The organism is Sutcliffiella sp. NPDC057660, assembly GCF_042800035.1.
Classification (GTDB): Bacteria; Bacillota; Bacilli; order Bacillales; family Bacillaceae_I; genus Sutcliffiella_A.
Genome location: NZ_JBHVHV010000021.1, coordinates 23189 through 49826 on the forward strand (window position 1 = coordinate 23189; position 26638 = coordinate 49826).

A 26638-nucleotide genomic window follows, 5' to 3' on the forward strand; every position below is an offset into this window, starting at 1 on the left:
CGTTTTGAGATACTGTTAAACGCACCTGCTAAAGTGGCTAAAAATTATAATAATCATTACAAAGTTTACTTCGACAAAGTGAAACTTTTTCTATCCGTGAGGTAGCATTTGCACTGATTGAATCGAATGGCTCAATCAGTGTATTGAAAAAAGCACAATATCAAAAAACAACCTTACAAGATTTTGATATGCCACCCCAGCCTGTTAATCTTTCCATAGCACTAATTAGAGATGGGGTCTTAATTAAGGAGCATTTAAAAGAAATAAACAAAGACCACCAATGGTTAAAGAACCAGTTATTAACCCACAGCATAAATAAAATTGATGATGTACTTTTTGCTGAATGCCTAGAAGATGATGGTTTATTTGTTATCCCACATAAATCACAAAGTATAAAACATAAATAAACTCCATTAAACTACTGTGTGCTATTTATGGTACGGTTCACCGTAGTGATTTAAGAGGCAAAAAAGAATAATGAATGGCATAGCGTAGAGAGTGTTGCAAAATGCTATTCATTATTCTCTTAATTAACTTACGCAATTTCAACTTTAAAGATCTCTACAAATCCCTCAAAACTATTAATTGCCTCTTTAACTTCTTTACTATTAATAAATACTTCCTCTTGCCCATGAACAATATCATTACGTTTGTTCCTTATTTTAGAAATAATTGAATTTACTTTATTCCTTCCTATTCCTAATGGTGCTATCTCGTAGCATTTTTTGATTATAGCAAATGTTGTTGGGGGCATACTCTTTACAACCCCGCTCTTGACTGCCCTTTCAAAATCCTCTTCACTGAGATACTCTCTTAAAAAAAACTGCTCATAATTTGGTTTTCCTTCAAAAAAACTGTCTATTTCATCAGAATTCCTATATTTCAGAAGATAGTTTCTTACTTCACATGCAATAAAATTCTCTAATGCACCATTAATGGAAACAATTGCTTCTCTATATTTTCCTATCAGAAAATAATTCTTTGAATCTAAGTAAAGACTTTCCCATAAATTTAACACTGGATTTTTAAGGTTAGTTGTCAATAAATCTAGTTTCTCTTGATTTAACCATGGTATTGAACCATGAATTTGATAAATTGAACTTGAATCAGCATGAATAATATCCCTTATTGTTTGAGTTCCTGCAGTAATTTTACAGCTATAATCAGCTATTATTTTATATGGTATTGTTTCAATCCAATATTCATCTGTTGTAACTCTGTACCGTTCAATAAAAAAGTTCATTATCTCTGTAGTTCGATAGATAATGTATGAAAAACTTTCATTATCAGTTATGGAATGTACCTTTTGAGGCTTATCCGGAGAAATATATTCATTAACTGACAAATAAACTTTACATTTATTAGCTCTCCCATATTTGTCCTCTAAGACTTGTACAAAACCGTCTGTTTTTACCAATTGCGAGTTATGTATTAAATCTACTTTGAGTATAACTTTGATGTCATTATATTCAAATTGAATCGAACTTTCGTCCAATATTATAGGAAAAGGCAAATCAAAAACTATATTTGTCCAAATCTCACCTATACCTATACCTTTATCAATTTCATTACTAACATAAAAGTCATTTTGCAATGAAGTGTTCGAAACAATTTTAATTTTTTCTCTGTTTTGGTCTAAGTAAGTCCTTCCTGTTTGCAAATATTCCTCATTAGAATCCTCTAAACCTAAAATTAAATAGCTTCTGTATAGGAAATTGTTTATATTAACAACGTTATCTAGTAACTCATTTTGAAATCTAGGAAGTTTCATAGCTTTTTCAAGATATTCAATGGTTAACATATAATCATGTGATTCAAAAAAATATCTAGCCATGTTTCTATACGGCAAATAAAGATCATTAAATAAATGGCCTTTTTCTTTGTAACTCAGTGCTTCATATTTCTTTATTGCTTCTGTGTAACATTCCATAGCTATGCTTTTATCTGAGTTATTAGCAATTCTAATTTTACTTCTAATATCCTCTATTTTTTTCATAAAAACCGCTCCAATCCATAACACTCTTACTACTTTACGAAAACAAAAAGGTAAAAATCAAGACAAGAGATTGAATTCTCTTGTCTTAATTACTGCTGCTTTTCTGCCCAATTATCTTCTATTTCTCAAAAAGGTATCATTATATTAATTATTTGTAAGACAATCAGTTCCCATCAATTAGTTCCCTTACAATATCAAGTATCTTTTCATTGTTTGTTTGCCTAGTATAGGTAACGCTTATTCCTTTTCTTCTCAACTTATCGCTTATTTCATCCAAATCTGTTTGTCTTTCATATCCATTCTTGATTCCTACTTCTTTCACCATGTCAAAGAGTTTATTAGCCGCTTCTATTTTATGCTCCTCTATACCTCTTAGTTCTTGCTTTTTCTTTACCCCTTTACTCTCAACAACTAAGTTTATTGTAGGTTTTCCTTCTTTATCCTTTACTACATACATGAAATCCGGGCTATACGTGCTTCCATCAATGAAAGGAATTTGCATAGTGCGGTTTGGTATTTTTCCATATACCTCAACACTACTGATGTTCTCAATCATGTTATTTTCTTCAATCTCAGAATCAAATAAAATCGTGTCATACAAGTAATTTTCCAATGGTGTTCCTTTTCTTTCATTCACACCTAAATAAGCGGAGGTTTTTACAAAATCCCTTGGACTACCATTTTCCTCAGTTAATTCCGTAGGATGGACTGTTGTATTTGGTAATTTCTTATATGAATAAATCTTTATCAACTCATCATAAATTCGTTGTTTAAAGTAAATGGTGAAACTTCTTACTGTATCCTTTGTAAAGAATGCCTTTTCTAGCTTTTTAAATTTAGATGCTCTTACAATCCCTGCATGTATTAAAGGAATAGAAATATTTGTTTTCTCAGCAACAAATTTTAAAAATGGTCCATAATCTAAATTATCATCATTTGAACTATCAATTGAATCTAGGATTACATTAAAAATCAGCTCACCTTGCACCATTTCTGATGCTTCTCTTCTGGTTCTTCTAACCGTTTTGTTTATCAAGTCCTCCGTGATTACATCGGAGACAATACCAACGAGTACATCATCATCAATTGTGTCAAAATGTAAATAGTATTTTTCATTTAACTGTTCCCACAGATCCTTTAATTTACAGTAGTTTTCCTTACGAATGGCAACCTTTTTATGTTTATCAACATTTCTATCTCTGACTCTATTTTTATCAAGTTTATTAAAAATTTCAGGGTATTCATTGATAAATTCTTGTAGCTTGTCCGCTTTTATCTCTCTATCATATGAGATAAAACCTTTACCCATAAGGTCTATTAGAACTTCTTCTTTACTTATTCCTTTATTTGTTGCAATTTTTTCAATTTGCTCAGATGTAAGTGCCTTTTGCTCAAAGGATGTTTCACCATAAATTTCTTCTTCTAGCTTTTTCACAAAATCCTTTTCAGTGAAGTCTACGATATAATTAAGCGTAAAGGATTCATTTTCGATTCTATTACCAGTTTCATCTACTGGCAAACGTAACCCACGTCCTATTTCTTGTAATTTACTGTTATCACTTCCGCTAGAACGTAACTTTGCAATCGTAAAGATATTCGGGTTGTCCCACCCTTCTTTTAAAGTCCATTTCGAGAAGATAAAACGGGTTGTATTTGCTTCACCGTTCTTATCCACTAAGCTAAGAAGCCTTTCCTTATCGAAGAGAATTGTATTCACTTCTTTTTCGATTTCTTCTTCAGTCGATACGTTGTCTTGTGAGAAATATCCCGCATGTGTTTCTTTAATATTCGCAAGGGAATCTTCAAGATACTTTCGATATTCAAGCTCAAAGATATTACATTTATCAATTTCTTCCCCTAGTTTTTTTCTTAATTCTTCTTCAAAGATATTCTTTAAATAAGGCTCTTTCAGGTCATTTTCTCGATATGAATAAATATCATCAATAAAGAATAGAGCTAAAGTCTTAATTTTGAACTTCCGTTTGAAATTGTCCCGCTCTGTTTCAAAATGTCTCTTCAAAGCTAAACGTATGGACTCCCTGACATAAGAAGTTGCAAACACATCCGCAAAAAATACATCTCCTGTGAATTTTTCTTCGCCATTACTCAAATTAACCTTAGTAGCCAAAATACCATCAATCGTAATACCTGAAAGTTTTGGGGAGAGTAAACTCAACGAATCATGTGTCTTCAACTCTTTTGTTGTTTTAACCGTTTGATTTTGCTCATTTAAAGTTGTTTTTTGGAAACGAACAAACTCGCCCTTTTTCATTGCTAAGATTTTAAATACCTCTTCTTCATTATAGGGGCTCTCTACATGCTCTTTCGCCACACCTTTAATAAGGTTTTGCTCAAATGCCTTATGAATATTTAAGTCGTAAATTAAGTTGTGGTAATCCTTAACTTCAACTTTATTTCTACCTCTACCAATGAATTTACTAGGGAAAGTAGCACCAAAACGTATAATCAGTTGTGGTTTTACTTGTTCCTCAATAAATTTGAATGTGGCATTCTCACGACTAAAACGGTGTGGTTCATCAATAATCATAATAGGTCTAGTGGCAGAAATTGCATCAATCGGTCTATAGTATCCTTCTATATTGGAATCGTAATCATCACGTACCAAAACTCCATTTTTACTTTCTTTCAAATGCTGCATATTAACTAACAACACCTCTATCGTATTCCTTTGGAGATTTGATGATGTTACAAAGTCTCTAATGCTGCTTGGCATATATTTCTTTGAACCTTTTTTTGTTTTTATACTCTCTACTGTTCTTAACTTTATTTCTGTCTTGTAATCACACAAATTTTTAAAGTGATTGATATTACTTTGGATTTTCATAAAGTTTGCAGTTCCAGCCTTGATAGCCAGTGAAGGAACAGCAACAATAAACTTCTTGAAACCATACAATTTATTTAGTTCGTAAATAGCCTTTGTATAGACATATGTTTTACCTGTACCTGTTTCCATTTTTATATCAATACTCAAGTAATCCGTTTCATTTTGACTTACTCCTTGCATATTAGAAGGAAGATCTTCCTGCATTCGCTTTATATTTTGATATAAATAAGGATTTTTTACATCAATAATAGGATTTTCAATACTCTTCATTGGTTTTTGTATACCGACATTTGAGAAAATTGAACAAAGTTTCTCAATCGGAATCGTTTGATGTGCTAAATTTCTTTTTAAGATTAAATCCAACTTTGTTCACCTCAAAATCGCTTAATTAATGATACTTCGATACTCTTATCTTCATTTCTTAACTGTTTTAGATTCGTTTCAAGTTGTGTCAATATGTTAAAGCCTGTAAAGTTATAACCATAAATGACAATACTTGTGGGATTAAAATTTTTATCTTCGACGATCTTGGATAAAAGGGTATCAATATGATGTTGTGACAATCCTTTGTCCAATAAATAGAGATAAGCATCCACACAATAACCAATATATCCTCTTAGATCAACTTCTACTACTGAAGGGGTTAGACCATGACCATCTTGATTCATCCAGGTCGTCAGGATAGTTTCTTTATCGAATTCAACTTCTAATTCAGATGCTAATAGGTTAGGATTGAATTCCTTAATTTGATCAATAATACTTTCTTTCAACGCTTTTGCAGAGTAGTGTTTGAAGCCATAATCAATATCCGCATTTGTGCTTTCTTTTATCACTTTTGCAGCACGAGTTATCCTGTCTCTTCCTATCTCATCTATTGTTTTAAAACCATGTTTTTCAGCTTCGGAACCATTTTTTACAGGTTCATCAATTTGCACCAAAATATATTTGAAGTTACCTTCATTCTTAGCATTTAATTGCATCACTGAATGGGCTGTTGTTCCAGATCCAGAGAAGAAATCCAAGACAATATTTTCCTCATTAATCTGTGTTGCAGCTTTTATTAACAACGCTGTTAAATCAGCATCCTTAGGGTTAGTAAAAATATCCTTCCCCCCTAACAATGATGTTAACTGTTTAGATGCAACTCTCCCATCTTTATATTTAACACTTGAAAGACTTTGGAGAGTAGTATTGTTTAGATATGTTTTATTGTTCGGGACAGTTGTTTCATCCTTTCCAAAGTGAACAAGACCATCCTTTATCCTTTGTTTCATAGTAGATTCTGGATAACGCCAACCGCTAGATGGTTCTTTACAAACTTTACCTGTTACAGGGTGAATTACATCGTATCTATACTGTCCATAGTTTGGACCTGAGATATTATCCGGAAAGTAAACCCCTCTTTGGTCCATCCAAGAATAATGTTTACTTGAATAAATAGGGTTAGATTCTGAGAATTGCTTATACCATTCTAAAGCCTCTTGATGAATTGCTTCCCAATTATCACCATGTTTTTCTCTAAACTTCTCAAATGCCTTGTTTATCTCCTCTATGCCCTCTTTTTCTTCCTTCCAATTACCTAAGTTCTTTTTCTTATCCTTTACGTAGAATAAGATATATTCGTGTTGCATTGAAATATAGTCTTGATCATTTTTGCTACTGTTCTTCCAAATTATTTCACCTGCAAAATTCTCTTCTCCAAATATATCATCACATAGTAATTTTAATTGGGAATGTTCGTTTTCATCAATTGAAATGAAGATTACACCATTTTCTCTTAGCAAATCCCTTGCTAAATATAGGCGTGGATACATAAAAGTAAGCCATGCACTATGAGATGATGAATTTGTAGAAGTCATATTTAAAATACGCTCAGCTTCTTGTTCTTCAATCCCTAAAACGTCTTGAAGTTCTTTCTTTGTAAACTTGAAATTATCATTATAGGAAAAATCACCACCACCCGTATTATAGGGAGGATCTATGTAACAACATGCCACTTGATTTGTATAAGACTTTCTTAAATGCTTTAACACCTCTAGGTTATCACCCGTAATATAGATGTTTTCCGATTTGTTATTTTCAGGCTGAGAATTATGCTCTATATTTGGTACTAAAACTGTTTCTGTATCAATAGAATCAGCAATGTATTTAGCATAATTCTTCCCTAGAAAGTTCATCTCATATCCTTCAGAAGAAAAGTCAATATCTTGGTTAATCTCCTTTTTAAACCTCTCAATATCAAAAATATCTCCTTTGAAACAATTGGGAAAGTTCTGTTTTAAAATCGCTATTTTCTTGTCATTTAGTTTTCCTTGTTCATTATTATCAAGCGTCTCTTTAATCATTATTATTCCTCCGCTTTATGTTTTGTTTAGGTAGTTTCAGTAATTTCGTTTTCACGTTTGATAGAGTAAATAGTATTTCTTGATAAACCCGTTTTACGATGAATGTCCATCACACTTACATTTTCTTTTAAACATCTAACCACTTCATCATAAATAACCCTATTCTTACCTTTAGCGTCCTTATAATACCTCTTTTTACCACCTTTAAATTTCCCTAATTTCTTGGCAATTTCGATACCCTCTCTTTGAGCGGTTCTGATACGTTCTCTTTCTTCATCAACCATCCATGATAATAACGTGAGGACAATATCTGAAACTAATTGTCCCACACCTTCAAGTTCTTTATATTTACGTGTATCTAAAATGGGCATGTTTAAAACAACTATGTCTATTTCTTCTTCGGCTAAATTCTTCCATTCTTCAAGTATTTGCTTTTTATTTCGTCCAAAACGGCTTAAATCATGTACAACCAAAACATCACCAAAACGCATTTTAGAACGCATCTCTTGGTATATTGGTCTGTCAAAATCTTTTCCAGATTGTTTTTCATGAAAAATACGATCACAACCATATTCCTCTAACTCTTTAATCTGGCGTGATAAATTCTGACTTTTCGAACTTATCCTTGCGTACCCAAATATCATTTTTAAATCGCACCCTCATTGAACAAGTCTGTTTGAACACTTCTATATACTTATTTTACTACATTTCAGTTTGTTTTAACAGAGTGTACTTAGAATGAACAAAAAAATAATAAAATAACCCCACAATCCAATCTTGTAGGGTAGCCATTATTATGCACCTTTTAATAGTTTCAAATCATGATTACTCTTTTTTTTTACGTAAAAGAAATTCGATTGTAACAAATGGGAAAACTCTTGGTTCATACCTAAAGACATGGACATCTAATAACTCTTCTCCCATTTCCTCAAATTGTTCCTTACTCACATTAATCATTTCCTCTATAAGATTTTCGCTGCAATTAAGAGCCGACTTCCTTGTTCCAGCCCATTGCCAAATGTCCTTATGTTCCTTTTTTAACACTTCTACCTTTTTGCTCATTTGCAAACCTCCACATTTACTTCAATGTATTTATTAATATACTTTTCTTTCAACATCATCATGTTCTGTTCCATCTTTTTCATTAACTATTTAATGGTTTTTATTTGTTTGGAAACAAATACATTTGATTTCCCCCTGTTTTTTATTTGAACACCTTGTTCTATTCCTTTATGTACAGAAATACAACACCAGAAATCGTGAAATAAATTATAAAAGAAAGAGCTCCCCTCTAAAATGTGGGGAACCCCTTCTTATAGGCTGTATATAGTTGGGATAACAACATCAACTAACTTCTTAAACATTTTAGTCGTCATATCAACTTTTTCCTTAAAATCCTCTAACTCCGGTATTGGGAAAACTATCCTCTTGTCTTCGAAAACGATTGTTTCAAAATTCCCCTCGTTGCACTTAAATTGCCACACTATCTTTTGAAACAAAGGAGATTGCCAATCATTTTCTAATCTAATAGTAGTTTCACTTGCAGCTAGATTGATAACAATGCTAAGATCTGAAACCCCTAAACCAAAAACGATAGGATTTACCGTTAATTTCTTTGAGCGATGCACATTAAGTAAGTACGGAACTTCTTTTCTTAATGTAGATAGAAGGTAGGAGTTAATTTCTATTGTTGAAGGAGACTCTACTGGGCAATTTAAAACTGTTTCTGTAGAATTTTTAAATTCGTGTGATAACTCACCACATTGTTGTTCTAAACTCAATTCGGGAAGGACAAAATCCTTTTGATTAATTTGCTTCCAGATGTCTAAATCTCTTAGTTGATTTAGGTTATCCAGCATTTCCAAGTAACCTTTTTGTATTGAGAAGGCTAGAATTGTAATAGACTTCTCTATCGAATGTGATTCAAATAGGTTCCTAATCTCACCTAAATGCTCATCTTTAAACCGAGAAGCAATCCAGATAAAAATTCCTCTCTCATTCTGATTGGTTTCTATTAGTTTCCTTATCTTCTCAAAATGAACTTCATCTGAACATCCTAATTGACTTTCAACGTAAATTGGAGAATTATGGTTTAAATCTCTACCAAAAATATCAATCCTTTTATTAGGATCGTATTCTAACTCAATTAATTCAATCTCTCCAACAATGGGACTCAATAACTGTGGGTTTCTTTGCAGGATAAGGTTAAAGATATATTCCTTTTTACTTCCATTTTTACTCATCTAACATTCCTCCTATAGGGGGAGTCTAGCTCCCCCTTGCTTTTTTGATTCGACTCATTGAACTTTCTATCAACTTATTCTTTTGAAAATGCAACTTCCAATAGGTATCTCAGATCTATTTCTAATACTTCTGCAATACCATGAACGATGCAGATACTAGGATTATTCCTTTTATGACCCTCAATTCTGGAAATATAGCTTTCGCTTGAATGAATTTCAGAGGCAACTTGTTTGATTGTGTATCCTAGCTCTTCTCGTCGATGTTTGATAAGATTTCCGAATTCTAGTGAAACTGCTTTACTTTGTTTACGTTGTTTCATATTGAATCACCTCGTTAAGCTGTTATTTTGCCAAATTGGAGGTTGTCCTTCTCAATTTGACCTTGTATGCTATTAAACTAGGCATTCTTTTATAACAGCAAAATGAAGGTTTTTGTCGTATGCTGTCTTACCATTTGAATCATTCGTGTAAATATGAGAGAGGATTTTTCATAAATGAAGGAAATTCTTTTTTGTTTTTGGGGATCAAAACAGGATTGATTTGGAGGGTTTCCAATTGTTTGCAAAACTTCTGAAAGTAGTATTTTGTGAATTTCTTCTTTGCAGAGTCTATACCATAAGTTGATACATAAGACAAAAATTGTATCAACTTCTCTTTTTCAGCTGGTTTTAAGCAACTACCATTGATAATAGTCTTTGCTTTTGTGATTTTGTAATAGCCTCCTTTATAAAGGATTGCTTCAAAGTATTCTGTCATGTACTGCTTAAACAGATTGTCTTGAAAATACTCCTTTAGACATTTTTCCTTACCTATGCGATATTTCTTATATTTTAAGTGCTGGTTCATTAAACGCACTTCTAATCGAAAAACACCAGCTTCGTGGCTCTCAATGAAACCTCTTTTTGCTTTAGCTTCTTCCTCCTTGTCATAACAACAGCATTGAACACTCTTAGAATTAAAATATACAGTTGTTTTGTATTGATCATATTTTTGCTGATGTCGATATTTTGAAGTAGTCTTTCTATAAAGGAAGAAAAGCAATTTTCTTTCCTCATCTTGCAACTTAACATCTAGCCTAAAATCAATTCTCGTGAGATTTAGCCTTTGAAAAAATAATTTATCCCGAAAAAGACACTGAATCAACTCCTCAATCTGAATTTCAACTTGAGTATAATCACTCTCTCGAATAAGGGTCTTATCCAATAATTTGATGAAGTCTATTACAATGAATAGTCTTACTCCATACTGTTTTACAACCCATGCTGTAATTCCATTAAACTTCTTGTCTACCTTTGATTGCAGATGATCCAACGTGGTTCCTAAATTTCTTTCCATTAAATATGCTTCATCTGGTGTTAAATCCATGTAAAAACGTGCAGTGTGTATCACTTTCGTTTCCTCCTTCAATATCGGTTTCGGGAAATAGTTGAATCTCCTATTTCAGCTAAAAAGCGACTATTTCCTTTGAATCCATCTCTTTTTCCTGCATTTAGGGATTATTCTTTTTCCCAAACTACCCATATTTAATGTATTTTTCAATCGCCTAATAGGCAATCGACCTTGAATGCTATACAAGAAAGAAAGAAATTATTCAATGATTAACAGTATAAAATGTTCTACCAAAATAGGAATTAAGTTCCATATTGGTAGAACCTAATTTTTTAGACATTGATTTGACAGTCTTGTAAAGTTATATACACAGGGTATTACTCATTCCCTATCCCTCAGAACATCCTCGAAAGAACACCTCACCATGAAAGGAAACATCTACTATGAAGAAAACCCCATCTTTTGATTACAATGAAGAATTTGAAGAACAATTGTTGACGGAAGAGGAACTTGATAAAGTAAAGGCAAAATCATTCATTAACCTTATGTCAGAAATGTTCCTTAAATATGAATCTGAAATTAAAAAATCAATTATTGCCGATTAGGAGGAGATTTTATGCCGAGAGCTATAGGATACGTACGTGTAAGCACAGATAAACAATTAGATAACACATCCATTGAAAAGCAAAAGGAGGAAATAGAGAAATACTGTAAAAACAATCAACTTACTCTCGTTCACATTTATGATGAAGGAGCTTTCTCTGCAGAAAATATTAAGGATAGAAAGCAATTTAAGCATATGTATCAACATGCCTTCGACAAAGATGAAGATATTGATTATGTTGTGGTACTCAAGTCTGATCGTATTTCCAGAGATAACCTAGATGCTTTGTATATCTACAAACGACTTACTGGTGCAAACAAACACTTAATCTGTATCGCAGACAATATTGATACCCGAGACACCAATGCAAAACTACTCTATCAAGTTATGTCATTAGTCGCAGAGCTTGAGCGAGATATGATAAGGTTTCGTACTTCCACAGGAATGGAGAAAAATGCAGAACTAGGGAATTTCAATGGGGGGAAGGTTTATGGCTACTATACTGAAAATAAAGAGCTCAAATTGGACCCTAATGAAGCCAAAGTAGTAAGATACATCTTTGAAAAATATGCCATTGACCAATGGGGATACCGAAAAATTGCATCAAATCTCAACGAACAAGGTATAAAAACAAAAAATGAGAAACATTGGTCTATCACATCAGTAAAAACTATTTTGAACAACAGAATTTATATTGGAGATGTTAAATGGAAAGGCAGCTTTACAAAAGGAAAACATACCAGAATCATTGATGACACTCTTTGGAAACAAACTCAGAAAATACTTCAAATTAAAAGTTATCTTCCAGAAAAACTTCATCCTGGGACTTATTCTTTGTCTGGTTTAATAAAGTGTCCTGAATGTAACTCTCCAATGGTTCAAGGAAACAGTAGCAAAAAGTACAAATACTATCAATGCAGTAGAAACAAAAATAGTGGTAAATTTGCCTGTTCATCCAATCTCATCAATAAGGAATACGCAGAACAATTTGTATTCAACTGCTTTGTCCAAACAATAAAATCATTAGACCTCACAATCCCCATTATAAACTCTACTCTATCCACCATATCCAGTGAAGTAGAACCCATTGAAGACAAAATCAAGGAAATGAAAAAGGAGCTTCACCGTTTATCAAAGAAGAAAAACGATGTTATATCATGGAGAAGTGATGATGTTCTTGACGAACCAACTTTTAGACAACAAATTAAGGATATTCAAAGGGAGGAATGCGAACTTGCTCAATTTCTTTGTACGCTAGAAAAACAAATAGAACAACGACAAAAAAACAATTTAAGTGAAACCATTTCAGTTGCTATCGAAAAATTAGACGTTTTCTTTGAAGTTATGTCCAATGAAGATAAGAAGAAGGTTCTTCACTCCTTTATTGATAGTATCTACATGAATCAAGGAAATTCAACGAAAGAAAGAACCATTAAAGAGATTAAATTCAAATTTGAATTAAAACACATTCCTCAATTGAGTCAGTCTGCATAAAAGGAAAGGAGGTTCTCCTTTCCTTTTTGGTGTTGGGCTTTTAGAATAATTTAAAAAGGAGTTGATTATTTGGTAGAAATTAAAAATATAGCAATATATTGTCGAGTTAGTACAGAAGAACAATCAAATGAAGGGTATAGTATACCCGCTCAATTACAAACTTTACGTGACTATGCCAAACTCTATCATTGGGGAGTCTCAAAAGAGTATGTAGATGAAGGAATTAGTGGTAAGAATATTGAAGGACGGCCTGCTATGCAACGCCTTATAAGTGACATTGAAAAACATGAATTCCAAGCTGTAATAGTTTGGAAAATATCTCGACTTTCCCGTAACTTATTAGACACAATGGTATTGCTAAACAAATTTGAAGCAAATGATATTAAATTCATTTCTTACTCCGAGAATTTTGATACCAGCACCCCAATTGGTCGACTCGTCGTGCAGTTGATGGCTAGTATAGCAGAAATGGAACGAAATACTCTTGCTGAAAACGTAAAACTTGGAATGAAACAACGTGCTTTAGAGGGCTCTTGGAATGGCGGTATAGTATTTGGTTATGATTCTATAAAAAAAGAACTTATTATCAATGAGGAAGAAGCGAAGGTAGTACGACTTATTTACGATCAATACTTATTTGGAAAAGGTTTAAAGGCAATTGCAAATTTACTAAATAAGTCTGGTTATCGAACAAAAAGAAATCGCTTATTTTCTATTAATGGAATTGCTCAAATATTAGATAACCCAATCTATAATGGAAAGATAAGTTGGCTAAAGGTGGAAAATTGGGATACTAAACGACGAAAAGGAAAGAATCCTAATCCTCTACTTGTGGATGGAAAACATGAATTAATTATATCTGATGACCTTTGGAATTTGGTACAGGCTAGGAGAAAGTCCAAATCTTTTAAACAGCGTCAATCAAATGAACCTTTTCTATTAAGTTCACTTTTACGTTGTCCTGATTGCGGTCAAGGAATGGTACCTTCAATTACTACTTATACACGAAAAGACGGTTCAAAAATAAAACATCGTTACTATGTCTGTTCTAATTTCCATAATAAAGGGGCTACTGCTTGTAAATCTAATGGAATCAGATCATATGACGCAGAAAGTCAAGTTTTGAATAGGATTGAAGACTTTCTTCAAAAGAAGGATTATTTCAATTCTGTGATTCAATCATTAAATCAACAATCACAAGAAAATCAATTTCAGTTAAAAGAGAAATTAAAAAATGTGGAAAATAAACAGGTTGATTTATATCATATACAGAAAAAGTATCTGGAAGCATTTGAACAAAATCTGTTCCCTATTGCAATTTTACAAGAACGTTTGCAACAAATTGACAAAGATAAGACTCTATTCGAACATGAGAGAAGAGAGATATTGAGACAATTAGAGTCATTTGAAACAAAGAGTATTCAACCTGAGCCGGTTCGAATTCTATTGAAAAAATTTGTTGAACAATATAATAAATCTTCAAGGCAACATAAAAAGCAGTTACTTCAATTATTAATTGGAAATATCTCAATTAAACAACTGGAGAACCGCTCACGTACTGTTGATAAGATTCAATTAAATTTTAATTTTACAGAGATTAATGTCTCTAAGACCTTTACACTCATCCACATGTTGTACCGAGAAACGGATAAAGAAGATGAATTTTCACAACCAATACCCGCTTTCGACAACAAAATACCACCTTATTTACAACTTTTTTTGCCTCTATTTGTGGTACGGTTCACCCCGATTAATCCGAAAAGCCCGATACACCTGCTCAAGCAGTATCAACCTCATAAGCTGATGAGGAAAAGTCATCTTGGAAAACGACAGCGTATCGTTCGCCCTCTTCATCACTTCATCGCTCAGACCGAGTGAGCCGCCAATAACAAAAGCTATCTTACTCTTCCCATAGGTAGCGAGCTTATCGATTTCACTGGCGAGCTGTTCTGAAGAACGCTGCTTTCCTTCGATAGCGAGGGCGATGACATGGGTATCATCCGATATCTTCGCAAGGATCCGTTCTCCTTCTTTCCGCTTGACCTGGATCATTTCCGCATCGCTTAGTTGCTCAGGCGCTTTTTCATCGGGCAGTTCCACTACCTCCACCTTCGCATATGCACCGAGTCGCTTCAGGTACTCCTCAATTCCCTGCTTTAAATATTTTTCTTTTAGCTTTCCTATTGTGATTATTGAGATATTCACAGTCATCCCCGCCTTGCAAACAGTTTATCCACAGAAGTTATCCACATATCAACAATTTCTATCCACATTTAGTATGCGAATATTAGTTCCCCACCATATATACTGCATGTTCTGAGCAGAATTCACAGGTTGTTGATAACTTTTCCTCTTCTGGCACCATCTCCAATATTGGTGCTTCTTCGTGTTCATCTATGTACATTTCCATTGCCAGCTCGATATGATCCAAACAGCATTTCATTGTGTCCAATCCTTTCTCCACCTTGTTTTCCTTACAAGGATACCACTTATCCACATGTTTATAAATGAAAGCACAGAAAAAGGGGGAAATCTCCCCCCTTTTTTTATGATGATTCTTCAGATAGCTCCACAGAAACGTTCTTTATATCCTTGCCTCTGTAGAATGTCACTTCCATGGTGTCTCCGATTTCTTTTTCGTTATACAAGTGTTTCCGAAGCTCTATGACGTCTCTTACAGGCTCGCCATCAAGTTCGACGATTACGTCATATTCCTGGAGTCCTGCTTCCGCTGCTGGTGAACCAGGGGAAACCCCCGTAACGTAGACGCCTGCTTTTACCTCTTCCGGAAGCTTTAATGTTTCCTGCCAATGGTAGCTGGATACATCCGATAAGGAACCGATGCTGACCCCAAAGTATGGCCTTCTTACCTCTCCATACTGCTCCAGATCATTGATGACTGGAATCACCGAGTTGATTGGGATAGCCAGTCCGATACCCTCTACCTCCTGCTGGGCGATTTTCATGGAATTGATACCAATAAGCTTGCCTTGGATATTGATCAATGCCCCTCCACTGTTACCAGGATTAATGGCGGCATCAGTCTGCATAACATCCGCATGCCAGTCGAATGTGCCATCGCGGTTAATGTCCACCGGAATACTTCTGTCCGTGCCGGAAATGATTCCTTGTGTCACAGAACCGGAGAATTGAAGTCCGAGTGGATTCCCGATTGCAATGACAGGCTCGCCTGTACGCACACTATCAGAGTTTCCGAAATCAGCGACCTTAGTCACCAATTCATCCTTCATTTCAAGTACAGCCAAATCCATCCATGGATCCTCTCCAAGCACTTCTGCCGGTACCCTCGTTCCATCAATCAGGCTCAATTCGACTTCTCCTGCTCCTTCAATGACATGAAAATTTGTGACAACATAGGCTTTGCCATTTTCCTTTTTATAAATGACACCAGACCCAGTACCCGCTTCCCCTTCTTGGTCCGATTCGACCTCGTCATTTTCCCAGAATGAGGACTGCTGCAGATTAATGACACCAACTACCGCTTCAGCTACTGCATCCACCGCTTGTGTAACCGCGGATTCGACATTGACGGAAACATTCCGTATTTCAGCGGACCCCGCCTCTCCTGGTTCTGGTAATCGGCCTACTTCTCCCTCATTTCTTGGCTCACTCAATTCTGGTGTTGCATTTTTTGATAATGACGGAATGGCAACCATGAAAAGGAATGCACCGAGTAATAGCCCAATTAGGCCCGGTATCAAGTATCCTCTCCCTGTTTTTTTCTTTCTTGAATGCTCATGCTGGTCGTAGTATCCCACTTCATATCCTTCCTTCCTGGAAAATGCATCTCTCCAAACGGCAACTTTTCGTGTGAAAGCCTTAAGCCTGGAGCTGTTCCTTTGCATTTTCATTTCGGAAAAGACAAAAAGAAAGGCGCTAAAAGCCTAAGATTTCACACGAAAGCAAGCGCAGTTGGAGATTTTGGATCTGTATCATATAGCTCGACTTGCTCACCGGTGATGATACCCCGTGTCGCAAGTGTTTGCTCTACAGACATTCTGGCTAGATCTTTCATGTTATTATCTTGACTTAAATGCGCCAAATAAATACGCTTAGTTTGATCGCCCATCACATCTGCCATGGCAAGCGCTGCATCCTCGTTGGATACATGCCCGACATCACTGAGGATACGGCGTTTGATGCTCCAAGGGTAATGCCCCATCTGCAGCATCTGTACATCGTGATTGCTTTCAAAAACATACGCGTTTGCGTTCGAGATGATCCCTTTCATCCGGTCGCTCACATAGCCTGTATCGGTAATGACGACCACCTTTTTGTCTCCCTGATGAAAAGCGTAGAACATCGGCTCCGCAGCATCGTGGGAAACACCGAATGACTCTACATCCAAATCACCAAAGGTTTTGACCCGCTCCGTCTCAAAATTGAATTTCAAATCGGTCGGAATGGCGCCGACCAGACCATCCATCGCTTTCCAAGTCTTTTCATTCGCATAGATAGGGAGCTTGTACTTTCTCGCAAGCACCCCAATCCCCTTAATGTGGTCGCTATGTTCATGTGTAACCAGGATGCCTGAGAGGTCCTCGATTTTTTTATCTATTTTGGTAAATAGCTCTTGCATCTTTTTGCCGCTCAAACCAGCATCAATTAATAAAGAATGCTCCTCTGTTGCGACATAAATTGCATTTCCAGTGCTACCACTGGCAAGCACGCTAAAATGCAGGCTCATGTCACTTCACTCCAATGTTCTATTTTCTTTTCGGATGATCTGACCTTCCAATGCATTGACGAAGAAATCCTGTTCCCCATTGACGACTATATGCCAAGTAGGTGTCAGTACATGGGATGAGGTAATCTGTACTAACGTATAATAGCCAAGCTTTACATCCGTAACATGGCTTCCAGGCTTCAGTTCATTCATATTATACAGGTTTTCCAGTGCATTGAAGGCCGTTATTAGCTCCTGTGCTTCATCCATCTCTTCCAAATCGGAAATCAGGGTCTGTTTGTAGGAGACGATATTGTTTTCATCATCCAGATATAAACTAAGCATGCCGCTCTCATTGTTGCTATAGATCAGTCCTTTTTTGAAGGATTGAAAGAAGATAAGCTCTTTTTCCCCTTTACGATAGGTCTTATAATCATATTTTTCGTTGAATAACAACTGATCTTTCAGAAGCTGAGGAAGCCTGGTTTCCAGATCGGTTTCGGGAGCAGGTATAGGTTCATTGAAAGCACCTACAAGAACTGTTTCGTTAACTATCTCGACAGTTTGACCTTTTTTCTCCAATGCTTCCTTGTCCTCAACAGAAAATTTATAGCTCTTTCCACTGATATAGCTTTCGGTTATGGGTTCCTTTGGAAGAGTCTCATAGGTAATTTCATCCGCTTCGAATTGCTCTTCAATCGTAGCCTCTGTAATGATAGACCACTGATTTTCATCTCTCTTTTCAAATATTTGCGAAGCTAAAAAGATATTCAGAATGAGAAATGTAATAATGAAGATGGTCTTTGTTTTCCGCCAATCCATCTTACATTCCCCCTCCCAGTTCATCTTTTTCCGTGAAAATGACCTTTGACCAGCTGTTGTTATCAAGGTACATCCAAACAGGTTCCAATATGAATACCCCTTGATAATCCATTTCCCGTTTTAGTTCATAGCCGACCCTGATATCCTGGACCGTTGACATATCCAAATTCTTCAGGCCATTCAACTCCCGTGCCACTTGTTCTGCAGGTGGAAGAATAGTAATCTGAGGATCGTTTATCGGTGGCCCCAGTTGATAGATAGGGCGGGAATAGCTTGACACTTCATTGTTTCTCCACACCTGATTTATCTCCGTTAGGCCATCACGGTTCATCACAGGATAGTTTCCAACATGTAATTGAAAAACAACCCTTTCATAATCTGCGTCTGATACATTCCAGCGTGAGAATTGGAATCTATCCGTCCAGCCGCTATGATCGTTCACAAAGTCTATTCCGCGTTCAATCACATTAAAATCAGGGGAATTGGCTTCACTAGGCAATACCGTATTGACATATTGCAGTTGCGTATAAGTACGGTCCACGCTCATGAATCTTTCACTGTCCGTATATACTTCCCCTACATTCATCTGATCCTTTGTCACGACACTTGGATCATTGAATAATGCATCCCTGAACTCATCCGGATTAATCGAGTCTGTGAGAAAGTTCATTCTGGGCAATTCTATTGGACCCTTAGGTACGAAAATATACCTGTCCTCCTCAGCAGCAATACTGACATACTCGTTATATATGACGGATGGTGTATAGAATTTCTCCTTAAGAGTCGAAAGGGAGATATTGTTCACCTTGGCCTTATACATTCTGCGATCTTCATAGTTGACCAGGTGCAGGATCGGTGCACTTTTTTCCACTTGATTATCAATGTCTATCAAGATTCGGTCCACCGTTCCATTCGGCACTTCTTCGTCAGTAAAGCCAATAAGGAATCTTAAGGTTTCCAAAGGTATTTCATCAGGGAATATCACTTCCATTTTCCCATTGTCATGCATAAATGGAATGAACTCCTCTTCGTCCATTAAGGTGGAAGTGGGGTCTATGTCAAATAAACTCCACTTTTTCATTTCTTTAGCAAAACGGTTGATCTCCTGGTTCTCGATCGTTCCATAATGCACCCCATCAAAGTGATAAAGGATTTTGGAAGGGCGAATAATATTTTCGGGTTCTTCCGTTTTACTGATTTCCACATTTCGAAGCAGCTTTTCATTGCTCGTATAATCCAATGACGGCTGAAAAGTCCACAAGTTCCAGGAAAGAACCAAGCTAGTCAAGACAAGGATGGTTAATATAAGTGATTTCAGATTTTCGTATTTCATGACCAATCATCCTTTTGTTCTTCTTGCGTGATAGGAAGTGTAAAGAAAATCTTTGTTCCCTTCCCTTCCTGACTTGACGCCCAAATGTCCCCATTATGTGCATTAATCATTTCTTTTGCAATGGCAAGCCCTAAGCCAGTCCCCCCAAGCATACGTGTGCGTGCTTTATCCACACGATAAAAACGATCAAATACCTTGGAAAGATCAGCTTTAGGTATACCTACACCCTGATCGCTAATACTTACCAAGATCTGTTTGGCTGTTTCCTCTATATGGACAGCAAAAGTGATAATACCACCCTCGGGGGAGTATTTCATGGCATTCGAGATGATATTGTCCAATACCTGGGTGATTTTATCCTCATCCAGACTCACCCACACTGCTTCTGCAGGCAAGTCACGGACAAACGTCACCTCTTGGGATTTTGATAGCTCGAAACGATCGATGATCCGATTGAAGAATTCCACAAAATCGACGGATACTTTATTAAAACGATAATCCCTGGTATCCATTTTGGAGAGCTGAAGCAGGTCATTTACCAGGCGGATCATACGCTCGGTTTCCGTCTGTGTCACATCCAGAAACTTCGGCGCAATCTCGTCATCCTTCCAGGCACCTTCCGCCAACGCCTCCAAATAACTGCGCATCGTGGTCAAAGGTGTTCGAAGTTCATGGGATACATTTGCAACGAATTCCCGTCTCTCTTGATCTATCTTCTCTTGTTCTGTAATATCATGTAAAACTGTAATCAAACCGTTAATGAACCCTGTTTCCTTTTGAATGATGGAGTTGCTGGCTCGAAGGATCAAAGGTTTCTTATCTGTACTGAAGTCCAGGATAAGCGTTTCCTGTTCTGATACTAAACTATCAAAGGTATGTGTTTCTACAATATCAAGGACTTCCACAATCGGTTTTTGAAGGACTGTTTCACGTGAAACGTTCAACATCCCGAGTGCCGGCTCATTGATCAGGATAACCCTGCCTTTCCGGTCTGTCGCAATAACCCCATCTGTCATATGGGAAAGGACCGAACTGAGCTTACGTCTTTCTCCCTCAGTTGTAGCCTGCGCTTCCTGGAGTTTTCGTGTCAGGTTATTAAATGAAAGCGCCAGTTGCCCTATTTCATCGTTTCCATATATATTTACCTTTCGAGAAAAGTTCCCTCTCGCCATCTCCAACGCCTGTTTTCTCATATCCGACATCGGCCTCGTAATGGTCTGCGCTAACAGCACTCCCAATACAGCCGTTACAGCCAGAGCAAGCGTTGTCCCAGCAGTAAATATACTATTAATCTGCCGCATTTGATCATAAACATTTTCCATGGATGCCTTCATATAGATAGCGCCAATGATTTCCTGACTGTTCGTTTTTATGGGAGCTGCAATAATTCGCACACGGTCTCCTGTATTACGATCGATGGCATCATCCTCGGAATATTGTCCCACCGCAAGAGCACGTTTAATAAGCAGGTCTGTTGTCCTTTTCCCTACCATTCTAGTTTGATTGTAAGGATCAGAGGTTCCCAAAACCCTGCTTTTGTTATTAATGACCCGGACTTCCAAAATGTCCTCCATGGTAACATCCTGCAGAACATTCCGGATATCCTCTTCAATGGTTAACGTCGTATCGTCCCGTTGCTTCTTGATTTCCTGCTCAATACTGTAGGTCAATAACGATATCCGTTCGTCTAGGGAGTCTGAAAAATTACTAATTAATTGCTTTTCAAGCTTGCTTACAAAATATACCCCGATAATCTGCATGGCAATCAGAATCAACAGGACATATATCAACACAAATTTTAAGTGAATGGAACGAAAGAAACCAACTTTTTTCATGAGTATTATTCCTGCTCGGATTGTCGCAGGTAATAGCCAACTCCTCTTCTAGTTACAATCCATGTAGGATGGCTTGGATTGTCCTCTATCTTTTCGCGGAGGCGTCGCACAGTTACGTCCACTGTGCGGACATCTCCATAATAGTCATATCCCCAGACCGTTTGTAGCAGATGCTCACGGGTCATGACCTGTCCTATATGCTTAGCCAGATAATGAAGCAATTCGAACTCACGATGCGTCAGCTCAATCATATCGCCTCGTTTTGTCACCATATAGGCGTCTGGGTGAATCACAAGCGAGCCGATGGCGATCTCGGTCGGTTCATCCACTTCATTGCCTTTCTGTTGATGCCTACGCAAATTAGCCTTTACACGTGCGATTAATTCGCGTGTGCTGAAAGGCTTCGTGACATAATCATCGGCACCCAATTCAAGGCCCAACACTTTATCTATTTCCGAATCCTTGGCAGTCAGCATGATAATCGGCATTTCATATTTCTTCCTGACTTCACGGCAAACTTCCATTCCATCTCTTTGAGGCAGCATGATATCTAATAGAATCAGATCGGGGCGAACTTCTTCCACTTTGTTGACTGCTTCTTCTCCATCATAGGCGCAATATACATCATAACCCTCTTTTTGAAGATTGAATTTCAATATATCTGCAATTGGTTTCTCGTCGTCTACAACTAATATTTTCTTTTCCATCTCGTTTTCGCTCCTTATCACGTCTATCTACTAGTATCATTTAAATTTTCAACGTGCATTATACTAAATACTTTACCATGTAAAGCTCGGTAAAGCATCTAATAACCGAAAAGCAGGAATCTCATTGAACACCGCTGTTGATTTCCGCACTAGACTTCGCTTTCCGCGGGACGATGCTGGAGCCTCCTCAGGCTTCGCCTTGCGGGGTCTCCAGCCTACCGCTTCCTCCCGCAGGAGTCTTCGTCTATTGCTCCAATCAACAGCTAGATTCAAATATAATTAGAATAGTCATAAACACACAGTCAAAAAGAAAGAAAAACCTCTAGCTTTTGTGGTTTGCTAGAGGTTTAAAAGATTATTTTAGTTTAAATATTGCATTGGGTCTTTTAGTTGACCGTTTTGGTACACTTCAAAGTGCAGGTGAATTCCAGTAGACTGACCAGTTGTTCCCATTACCCCGATTTTTGCTCCTCGAGCGACTGTTTGTCCAACTGATACATCAATGGATGCCAAATGGGCGTACGTAGTCTTCATTCCATTTTGGTGATTGATCACGATCTTATTGCCATAACCGCCATCCCAGCCAGCTGACTCTACAACACCATTATCAGCCGCTTTGATTGTACGGTCGCTTGGACGAGCGATATCAATACCTTTGTGCATTTTACCCCAGCGATGTCCCATTTTACTTGAAACATAACCGCCTACTGCCGGCCATGCAAGCGATCCACTGCCGCGGGAAGGGATGACCTTCGTACCTTTTAGTACAATATGCTTTACCGGTTCCTTCAGCACTTCTTCATGTGTGATCTCTTTATTGACTTCAAAACCATTTTCTTTTGTTATGATGGTTTGAATGTTTTTCTCTCCATTTACACCTTGCTGCTTAACTTTGGTTTCCCCTTTAGGAAGATCCGCATCTTCCACTACTTCTTGCTCGTAAGGGATTTCTTCATTACGGGAGGATTCCTCTTTTACTACCACATGTACAAATGGCTTTAACGCTGTAACATTTAATGTGGATCCGATTTTCAGTAAAGAGTCTTCCTTGATGTCAGGGTTTAATGCCAACAGCTCTTCGGAAGTAAGGTCGTGCTTTTCAGCGATATCCCCTAGGACATCTCCTTCCGCTACTTCGTACTTTTCCTCTTCCTTGACACCCTTCTTCAGAAGGTTGACCGCTTCTTCAACCGTTAGTACTTCAGAAGGTTTAACATTTTTCTCGGAAAATGAAACTTTTTCTTTCATTTGAACGTCTAATATACGAGACTCATCCACTTTGATAGCAGGAAGCTCCACATCGACTTTCTTTCTTTGATCTAGCTCTTTCAATTTCTCCTCAGAGACAAAACCTAAAGTCAGTTGCTTGATTACTGCTTCTGCATCTTCCTTGCTTCCAAGCAGTACGATTTCTTTTCCATCGACAGTTATGGCAGAGGCATTTGCCTGTACTTCCAACTCAGCCGTAACTTTATCTAAAGTTTCCTTGTTCTGAGTGGAAGGCCTGAATACCTTTTCAGGTAAAACGGAAAGCTGGTTTCCTACAGTAAGGTCAAGACCTTTGAAATCCTTCTGCATCTCTTGAATCTTTGCATCAACTGTTTTATCCAGCAGGCCTTTATCATCTACTGCTCCAACACGTTCTCCATTTACATAGACATGGTAGATTGTCCCTAAAAGGGAATTTTCACTTGCTTGAGCAGCTACAGCGCCAATTGATAAAGTCCCTACGGCAACAGTAGTAAGCAATGCCTTCTTTGTCAACACGGAAAAACGATTGTTTTGTATTTTATGTTTCATATTTAGTTTTTTTGTGTATGTACTATATATAGACTTTATTTGGCTGATCATGGTTAAATCCCCCTGATTCCATTCCTCTACAAAAAGAACATGTTTATTTGTTGAAAGGTTACTAGGTATTTCGATACCCACGCAAATTTTTCGACTTCTTTACCATACCATATAACTATAAAAGAATAGAATAGTAGAACAAAAGATGTAACATAATTGTATTATTGTTGTCATATTTAGGCGATTTTTAGTGGTTTTTCCTTATATAGTTAGCTGAATGGGTAATTTTTCTTACATAATTTTGATAAATGATGGGGATATTTTGGTAGTTTTGTAAAATGAAGGGTTTATTGGCAGGATTTGTGGAATATAAAAAGCACGCCGCTTTTCGAGTGTGAAAAGCGGCGTGCTTTTTGGGATGGCTCGGGACGGAATCGAACCGCCGACACATGGATTTTCAGTCCATTGCTCTACCGACTGAGCTACCGAGCCTAATTTAGATATGTAAATAAAAATGGCGGTCCCGACCGGGATCGAACCGGCGATCTCCTGCGTGACAGGCAGGCATGTTAACCGCTACACCACGGGACCTTGGAAGCTTATAAATAAAATGGTGACCCATACGGGATTCGAACCCGTGTTACCGCCGTGAAAGGGCGGTGTCTTAACCGCTTGACCAATGGGCCTTGCAATGGTGTGCCATGAAGGACTCGAACCTTCGACCCTCTGATTAAAAGTCAGATGCTCTACCGACTGAGCTAATGGCACTTGAGTTGTCTAACAATCTACTGTTTTGACGACGTTTTTAATAATAGCATAATAGCATTACATTAAGCAATAGTCTTTTTTAAAAAAAGATTTAAACATAGTGTACCTGCTCAACTCCGCTGTTGATTTCCGCACTAGGCTGCGCTTTCCGCGGGGCGGTGCTGGAGCCTCCTCGGCTTCGCCTGTGGGGTCTCCAGCCTACCGCTGTCTCCCGCAGGAGTCTTCGCCTATTGCTCCAATCAACAGCTATAGTCATATAGCCAATACTATTCTCTGATAGAACCAATAATAAAAGATGGCTGCTTATTAAGAAAGCAACCATCCCTATTTTATATTTATTATTTATTCGCGTACACGCTTCTTACAACATTCGTCTGAGAGCGATCTGGTCCTACAGAGAATATGGATAGAGGGATGCCTGTAAGCTGGGAAACACGCTCGATGTAGTGACGCGCATTTTCTGGAAGCTCATCAAGGCTTCTTACGCCTGTAATGTCCTCTGTCCAACCTGGCATTTCTTCGTATACCGGTTCACATTCAGCAAGAACTTTCAAGCTGGCAGGGAAAGCTTCCATCACTTCGCCTTTGTACTTGTATGCAACACAGATTTTCAAGGACTCAATACCTGTTAATACGTCAATAGAGTTAAGAGATAGATCTGTCAGCCCACTAACACGGCGAGCATGGCGTACCACTACGCTGTCAAACCAACCGACACGACGGGGTCTTCCGGTAGTTGTACCATACTCTCTTCCAACCTCACGGATTTGATGACCAATTTCATTATCTAGTTCTGTCGGGAAAGGACCATCACCAACACGAGTCGTATAAGCTTTCGCTACACCTACTACGTGATTGATTTTTGATGGGCCGACACCGGAACCGATTGTCACTCCACCAGCTACAGGGTTAGAGGATGTAACAAAAGGATACGTACCTTGGTCAATATCCAACATCACACCTTGTGCACCTTCGAATAGCACTCTGCGGCCATCGTCTAATGCGTCATTCAATACAACAGAAGTATCTGTTACATATTTCGCGAATTGCTGGCCATATTCGTAATACTCGTCCAGGATGTCCTCAAGCTTAAAGCCTTCCGCTTCGTACATCTTTTCTAGTAAACGGTTTTTCTCTGCAAGATTGTGTGCCAATTTTGCTTCGAAAAGCTCACGGTCAAGAAGATCTGCGATACGGATTCCAACTCGTGCTGCCTTGTCCATATATGCCGGTCCGATACCTTTTTTCGTTGTACCGATTTTATTTGCACCTTTGCGCTCTTCTTCCACTTCATCCAGTTTAAGATGATAAGGCAAGATGACATGCGCACGGTTACTGATGCGAAGGTTATCTGTGCTTACTCCGCGATCATGAAGATATTTCAGTTCTGTGATTAAAGCTTTAGGATCGACAACCATCCCGTTACCGATAACACAAATCTTATCGCTATAGAAAATTCCAGAAGGGATTAGATGTAATTTATACGTTTCACCATTGAATTTAATTGTATGTCCTGCGTTGTTTCCACCTTGGTAACGCGCGATCATTTCTGCGTTTTCTGAAAGGAAATCCGTGATTTTGCCTTTTCCTTCATCGCCCCATTGTGTTCCTACTACGACTACTGATGCCATAGTTCGTACACCTCCACTAAATATGTAGACTTTTATTTTTTTACTATTTCAACCAAAGTAAGTTTATCAGCTGAACTTGAGAAAGTCAACCAAAACACGAACGATTTTTAAAATATCCATGTTATTTGTTCGTAAATATTACAGTTTTTTTGCAATATTAATTGTTCTATAACATTTTTGATGTATCTTGATATTTCCCATATATCGA

20 protein-coding genes, 4 tRNA genes and 2 pseudogenes are annotated in these 26638 nt (G+C 37.3%); 4 read left to right on the forward strand and 22 right to left on the reverse strand.

The genetic code is table 11. The features are described from left to right. Positions 1 to 68: 68 nt before the first annotated feature. A pseudogene (locus ACFVAD_RS20810) lies at positions 69 to 407 on the forward strand (DUF421 domain-containing protein); the annotation flags it as partial. Between the two features lie 128 nt (positions 408 to 535). Here ACFVAD_RS20810 and ACFVAD_RS20815 read toward each other — a convergent pair. The 8 genes from ACFVAD_RS20815 to ACFVAD_RS20850 form a co-directional block, all read right to left on the reverse strand. Further along, positions 536 to 1996, reverse strand: a complete 1461-nt coding sequence (locus tag ACFVAD_RS20815; RefSeq protein WP_386644705.1) for a hypothetical protein — start codon at positions 1994 to 1996, stop codon at positions 536 to 538. A 163-nt stretch (positions 1997 to 2159) separates the two neighbouring features. After that, complete coding sequence (locus ACFVAD_RS20820) at positions 2160 to 5204, reverse strand: type III restriction-modification system endonuclease (RefSeq protein ID WP_386644708.1); 3045 nt, start codon at positions 5202 to 5204, stop codon at positions 2160 to 2162. Positions 5205 to 5215: 11 nt separating this feature from the next. Next, positions 5216 to 7186, reverse strand: coding sequence for a site-specific DNA-methyltransferase (locus ACFVAD_RS20825; RefSeq protein WP_386644711.1), 1971 nt, complete (start codon positions 7184 to 7186; stop codon positions 5216 to 5218). 26 nt (positions 7187 to 7212) lie between these two features. Next, on the reverse strand, positions 7213 to 7830 hold the full coding sequence (locus tag ACFVAD_RS20830) for a recombinase family protein (RefSeq protein ID WP_386644713.1): 618 nt from the start codon (positions 7828 to 7830) through the stop codon (positions 7213 to 7215). Positions 7831 to 8011: 181 nt separating this feature from the next. Beyond that, positions 8012 to 8248, reverse strand: coding sequence for a hypothetical protein (locus ACFVAD_RS20835; protein ID WP_386644716.1), 237 nt, complete (start codon positions 8246 to 8248; stop codon positions 8012 to 8014). Between the two features lie 251 nt (positions 8249 to 8499). After that, a complete protein-coding gene (locus ACFVAD_RS20840; protein WP_386644719.1) occupies positions 8500 to 9429 on the reverse strand; it encodes a hypothetical protein in 930 nt (309 codons plus the stop codon). Positions 9430 to 9503: 74 nt separating this feature from the next. Then, on the reverse strand, positions 9504 to 9749 hold the full coding sequence (locus tag ACFVAD_RS20845) for a helix-turn-helix domain-containing protein (RefSeq protein ID WP_386644722.1): 246 nt from the start codon (positions 9747 to 9749) through the stop codon (positions 9504 to 9506). Between the two features lie 139 nt (positions 9750 to 9888). Next, on the reverse strand, positions 9889 to 10818 hold the full coding sequence (locus ACFVAD_RS20850; protein WP_386644725.1) for a phage/plasmid replication domain-containing protein: 930 nt from the start codon (positions 10816 to 10818) through the stop codon (positions 9889 to 9891). A gap of 383 nt (positions 10819 to 11201) precedes the next feature. Here ACFVAD_RS20850 and ACFVAD_RS20855 point away from each other — a divergent pair, with 383 nt between their 5' ends. From ACFVAD_RS20855 to ACFVAD_RS20865, 3 genes and pseudogenes are all read left to right on the forward strand, one after another. Next, the gene (locus ACFVAD_RS20855) at positions 11202 to 11363 is read left to right on the forward strand and encodes a hypothetical protein (protein ID WP_386644728.1); all 162 of its coding nucleotides are present in this window, start codon (positions 11202 to 11204) and stop codon (positions 11361 to 11363) included. Positions 11364 to 11374: 11 nt separating this feature from the next. Next, the gene (locus ACFVAD_RS20860) at positions 11375 to 12856 is read left to right on the forward strand and encodes a recombinase family protein (protein ID WP_386644731.1); all 1482 of its coding nucleotides are present in this window, start codon (positions 11375 to 11377) and stop codon (positions 12854 to 12856) included. Positions 12857 to 12925: 69 nt separating this feature from the next. Beyond that, positions 12926 to 13930: pseudogene (locus ACFVAD_RS20865) on the forward strand (recombinase family protein); the annotation flags it as partial. Between the two features lie 651 nt (positions 13931 to 14581). Here the strand turns inward: ACFVAD_RS20865 and rlmH are convergent. From rlmH to ACFVAD_RS20935, 14 genes are all read right to left on the reverse strand, one after another. Then, positions 14582 to 15061 carry a 23S rRNA (pseudouridine(1915)-N(3))-methyltransferase RlmH gene (rlmH, locus tag ACFVAD_RS20870; protein WP_386644734.1) on the reverse strand — a complete coding sequence of 160 codons (480 nt, stop codon included), beginning with the start codon at positions 15059 to 15061 and terminating at the stop codon, positions 14582 to 14584. 82 nt (positions 15062 to 15143) lie between these two features. After that, complete coding sequence (locus tag ACFVAD_RS20875; RefSeq protein WP_386644847.1) at positions 15144 to 15299, reverse strand: CxxH/CxxC protein; 156 nt, start codon at positions 15297 to 15299, stop codon at positions 15144 to 15146. Positions 15300 to 15402: 103 nt separating this feature from the next. Then, positions 15403 to 16635, reverse strand: coding sequence for a S1C family serine protease (locus ACFVAD_RS20880; RefSeq protein ID WP_386644737.1), 1233 nt, complete (start codon positions 16633 to 16635; stop codon positions 15403 to 15405). Positions 16636 to 16769: 134 nt separating this feature from the next. Continuing rightward, positions 16770 to 17564, reverse strand: coding sequence for an MBL fold metallo-hydrolase (locus tag ACFVAD_RS20885; RefSeq protein WP_386644740.1), 795 nt, complete (start codon positions 17562 to 17564; stop codon positions 16770 to 16772). Positions 17565 to 17570: 6 nt separating this feature from the next. Next, complete coding sequence (locus ACFVAD_RS20890) at positions 17571 to 18365, reverse strand: two-component system regulatory protein YycI (RefSeq protein ID WP_386644743.1); 795 nt, start codon at positions 18363 to 18365, stop codon at positions 17571 to 17573. 1 nt (position 18366) lies between these two features. Further along, complete coding sequence (locus ACFVAD_RS20895) at positions 18367 to 19698, reverse strand: YycH family regulatory protein (RefSeq protein WP_386644746.1); 1332 nt, start codon at positions 19696 to 19698, stop codon at positions 18367 to 18369. Then, positions 19695 to 21533: a cell wall metabolism sensor histidine kinase WalK gene (walK, locus tag ACFVAD_RS20900; protein WP_386644749.1), complete on the reverse strand. Its 1839-nt coding sequence runs from the start codon at positions 21531 to 21533 to the stop codon at positions 19695 to 19697. Before walK ends, ACFVAD_RS20895 begins: the two co-directional genes overlap by 4 nt. Positions 21534 to 21538: 5 nt before the next feature. Continuing rightward, a complete protein-coding gene (yycF, locus tag ACFVAD_RS20905) occupies positions 21539 to 22240 on the reverse strand; it encodes a response regulator YycF (protein ID WP_386644752.1) in 702 nt (233 codons plus the stop codon). Positions 22241 to 22600: 360 nt separating this feature from the next. Continuing rightward, positions 22601 to 24091 carry a peptidoglycan DD-metalloendopeptidase family protein gene (locus tag ACFVAD_RS20910; RefSeq protein ID WP_386644758.1) on the reverse strand — a complete coding sequence of 497 codons (1491 nt, stop codon included), beginning with the start codon at positions 24089 to 24091 and terminating at the stop codon, positions 22601 to 22603. Between the two features lie 359 nt (positions 24092 to 24450). Continuing rightward, a tRNA-Phe gene (locus ACFVAD_RS20915) sits at positions 24451 to 24523 on the reverse strand. 23 nt (positions 24524 to 24546) lie between these two features. After that, positions 24547 to 24622, reverse strand: a tRNA-Asp gene (locus ACFVAD_RS20920). 20 nt (positions 24623 to 24642) lie between these two features. Further along, positions 24643 to 24717: transfer RNA gene (locus ACFVAD_RS20925), tRNA-Glu, on the reverse strand. 6 nt (positions 24718 to 24723) lie between these two features. Then, positions 24724 to 24799 (reverse strand) — tRNA-Lys (locus tag ACFVAD_RS20930). Positions 24800 to 25137: 338 nt separating this feature from the next. Then, positions 25138 to 26430, reverse strand: a complete 1293-nt coding sequence (locus ACFVAD_RS20935; RefSeq protein ID WP_204413327.1) for an adenylosuccinate synthase — start codon at positions 26428 to 26430, stop codon at positions 25138 to 25140. Between the last annotated feature and the right edge of the window lie 208 nt (positions 26431 to 26638).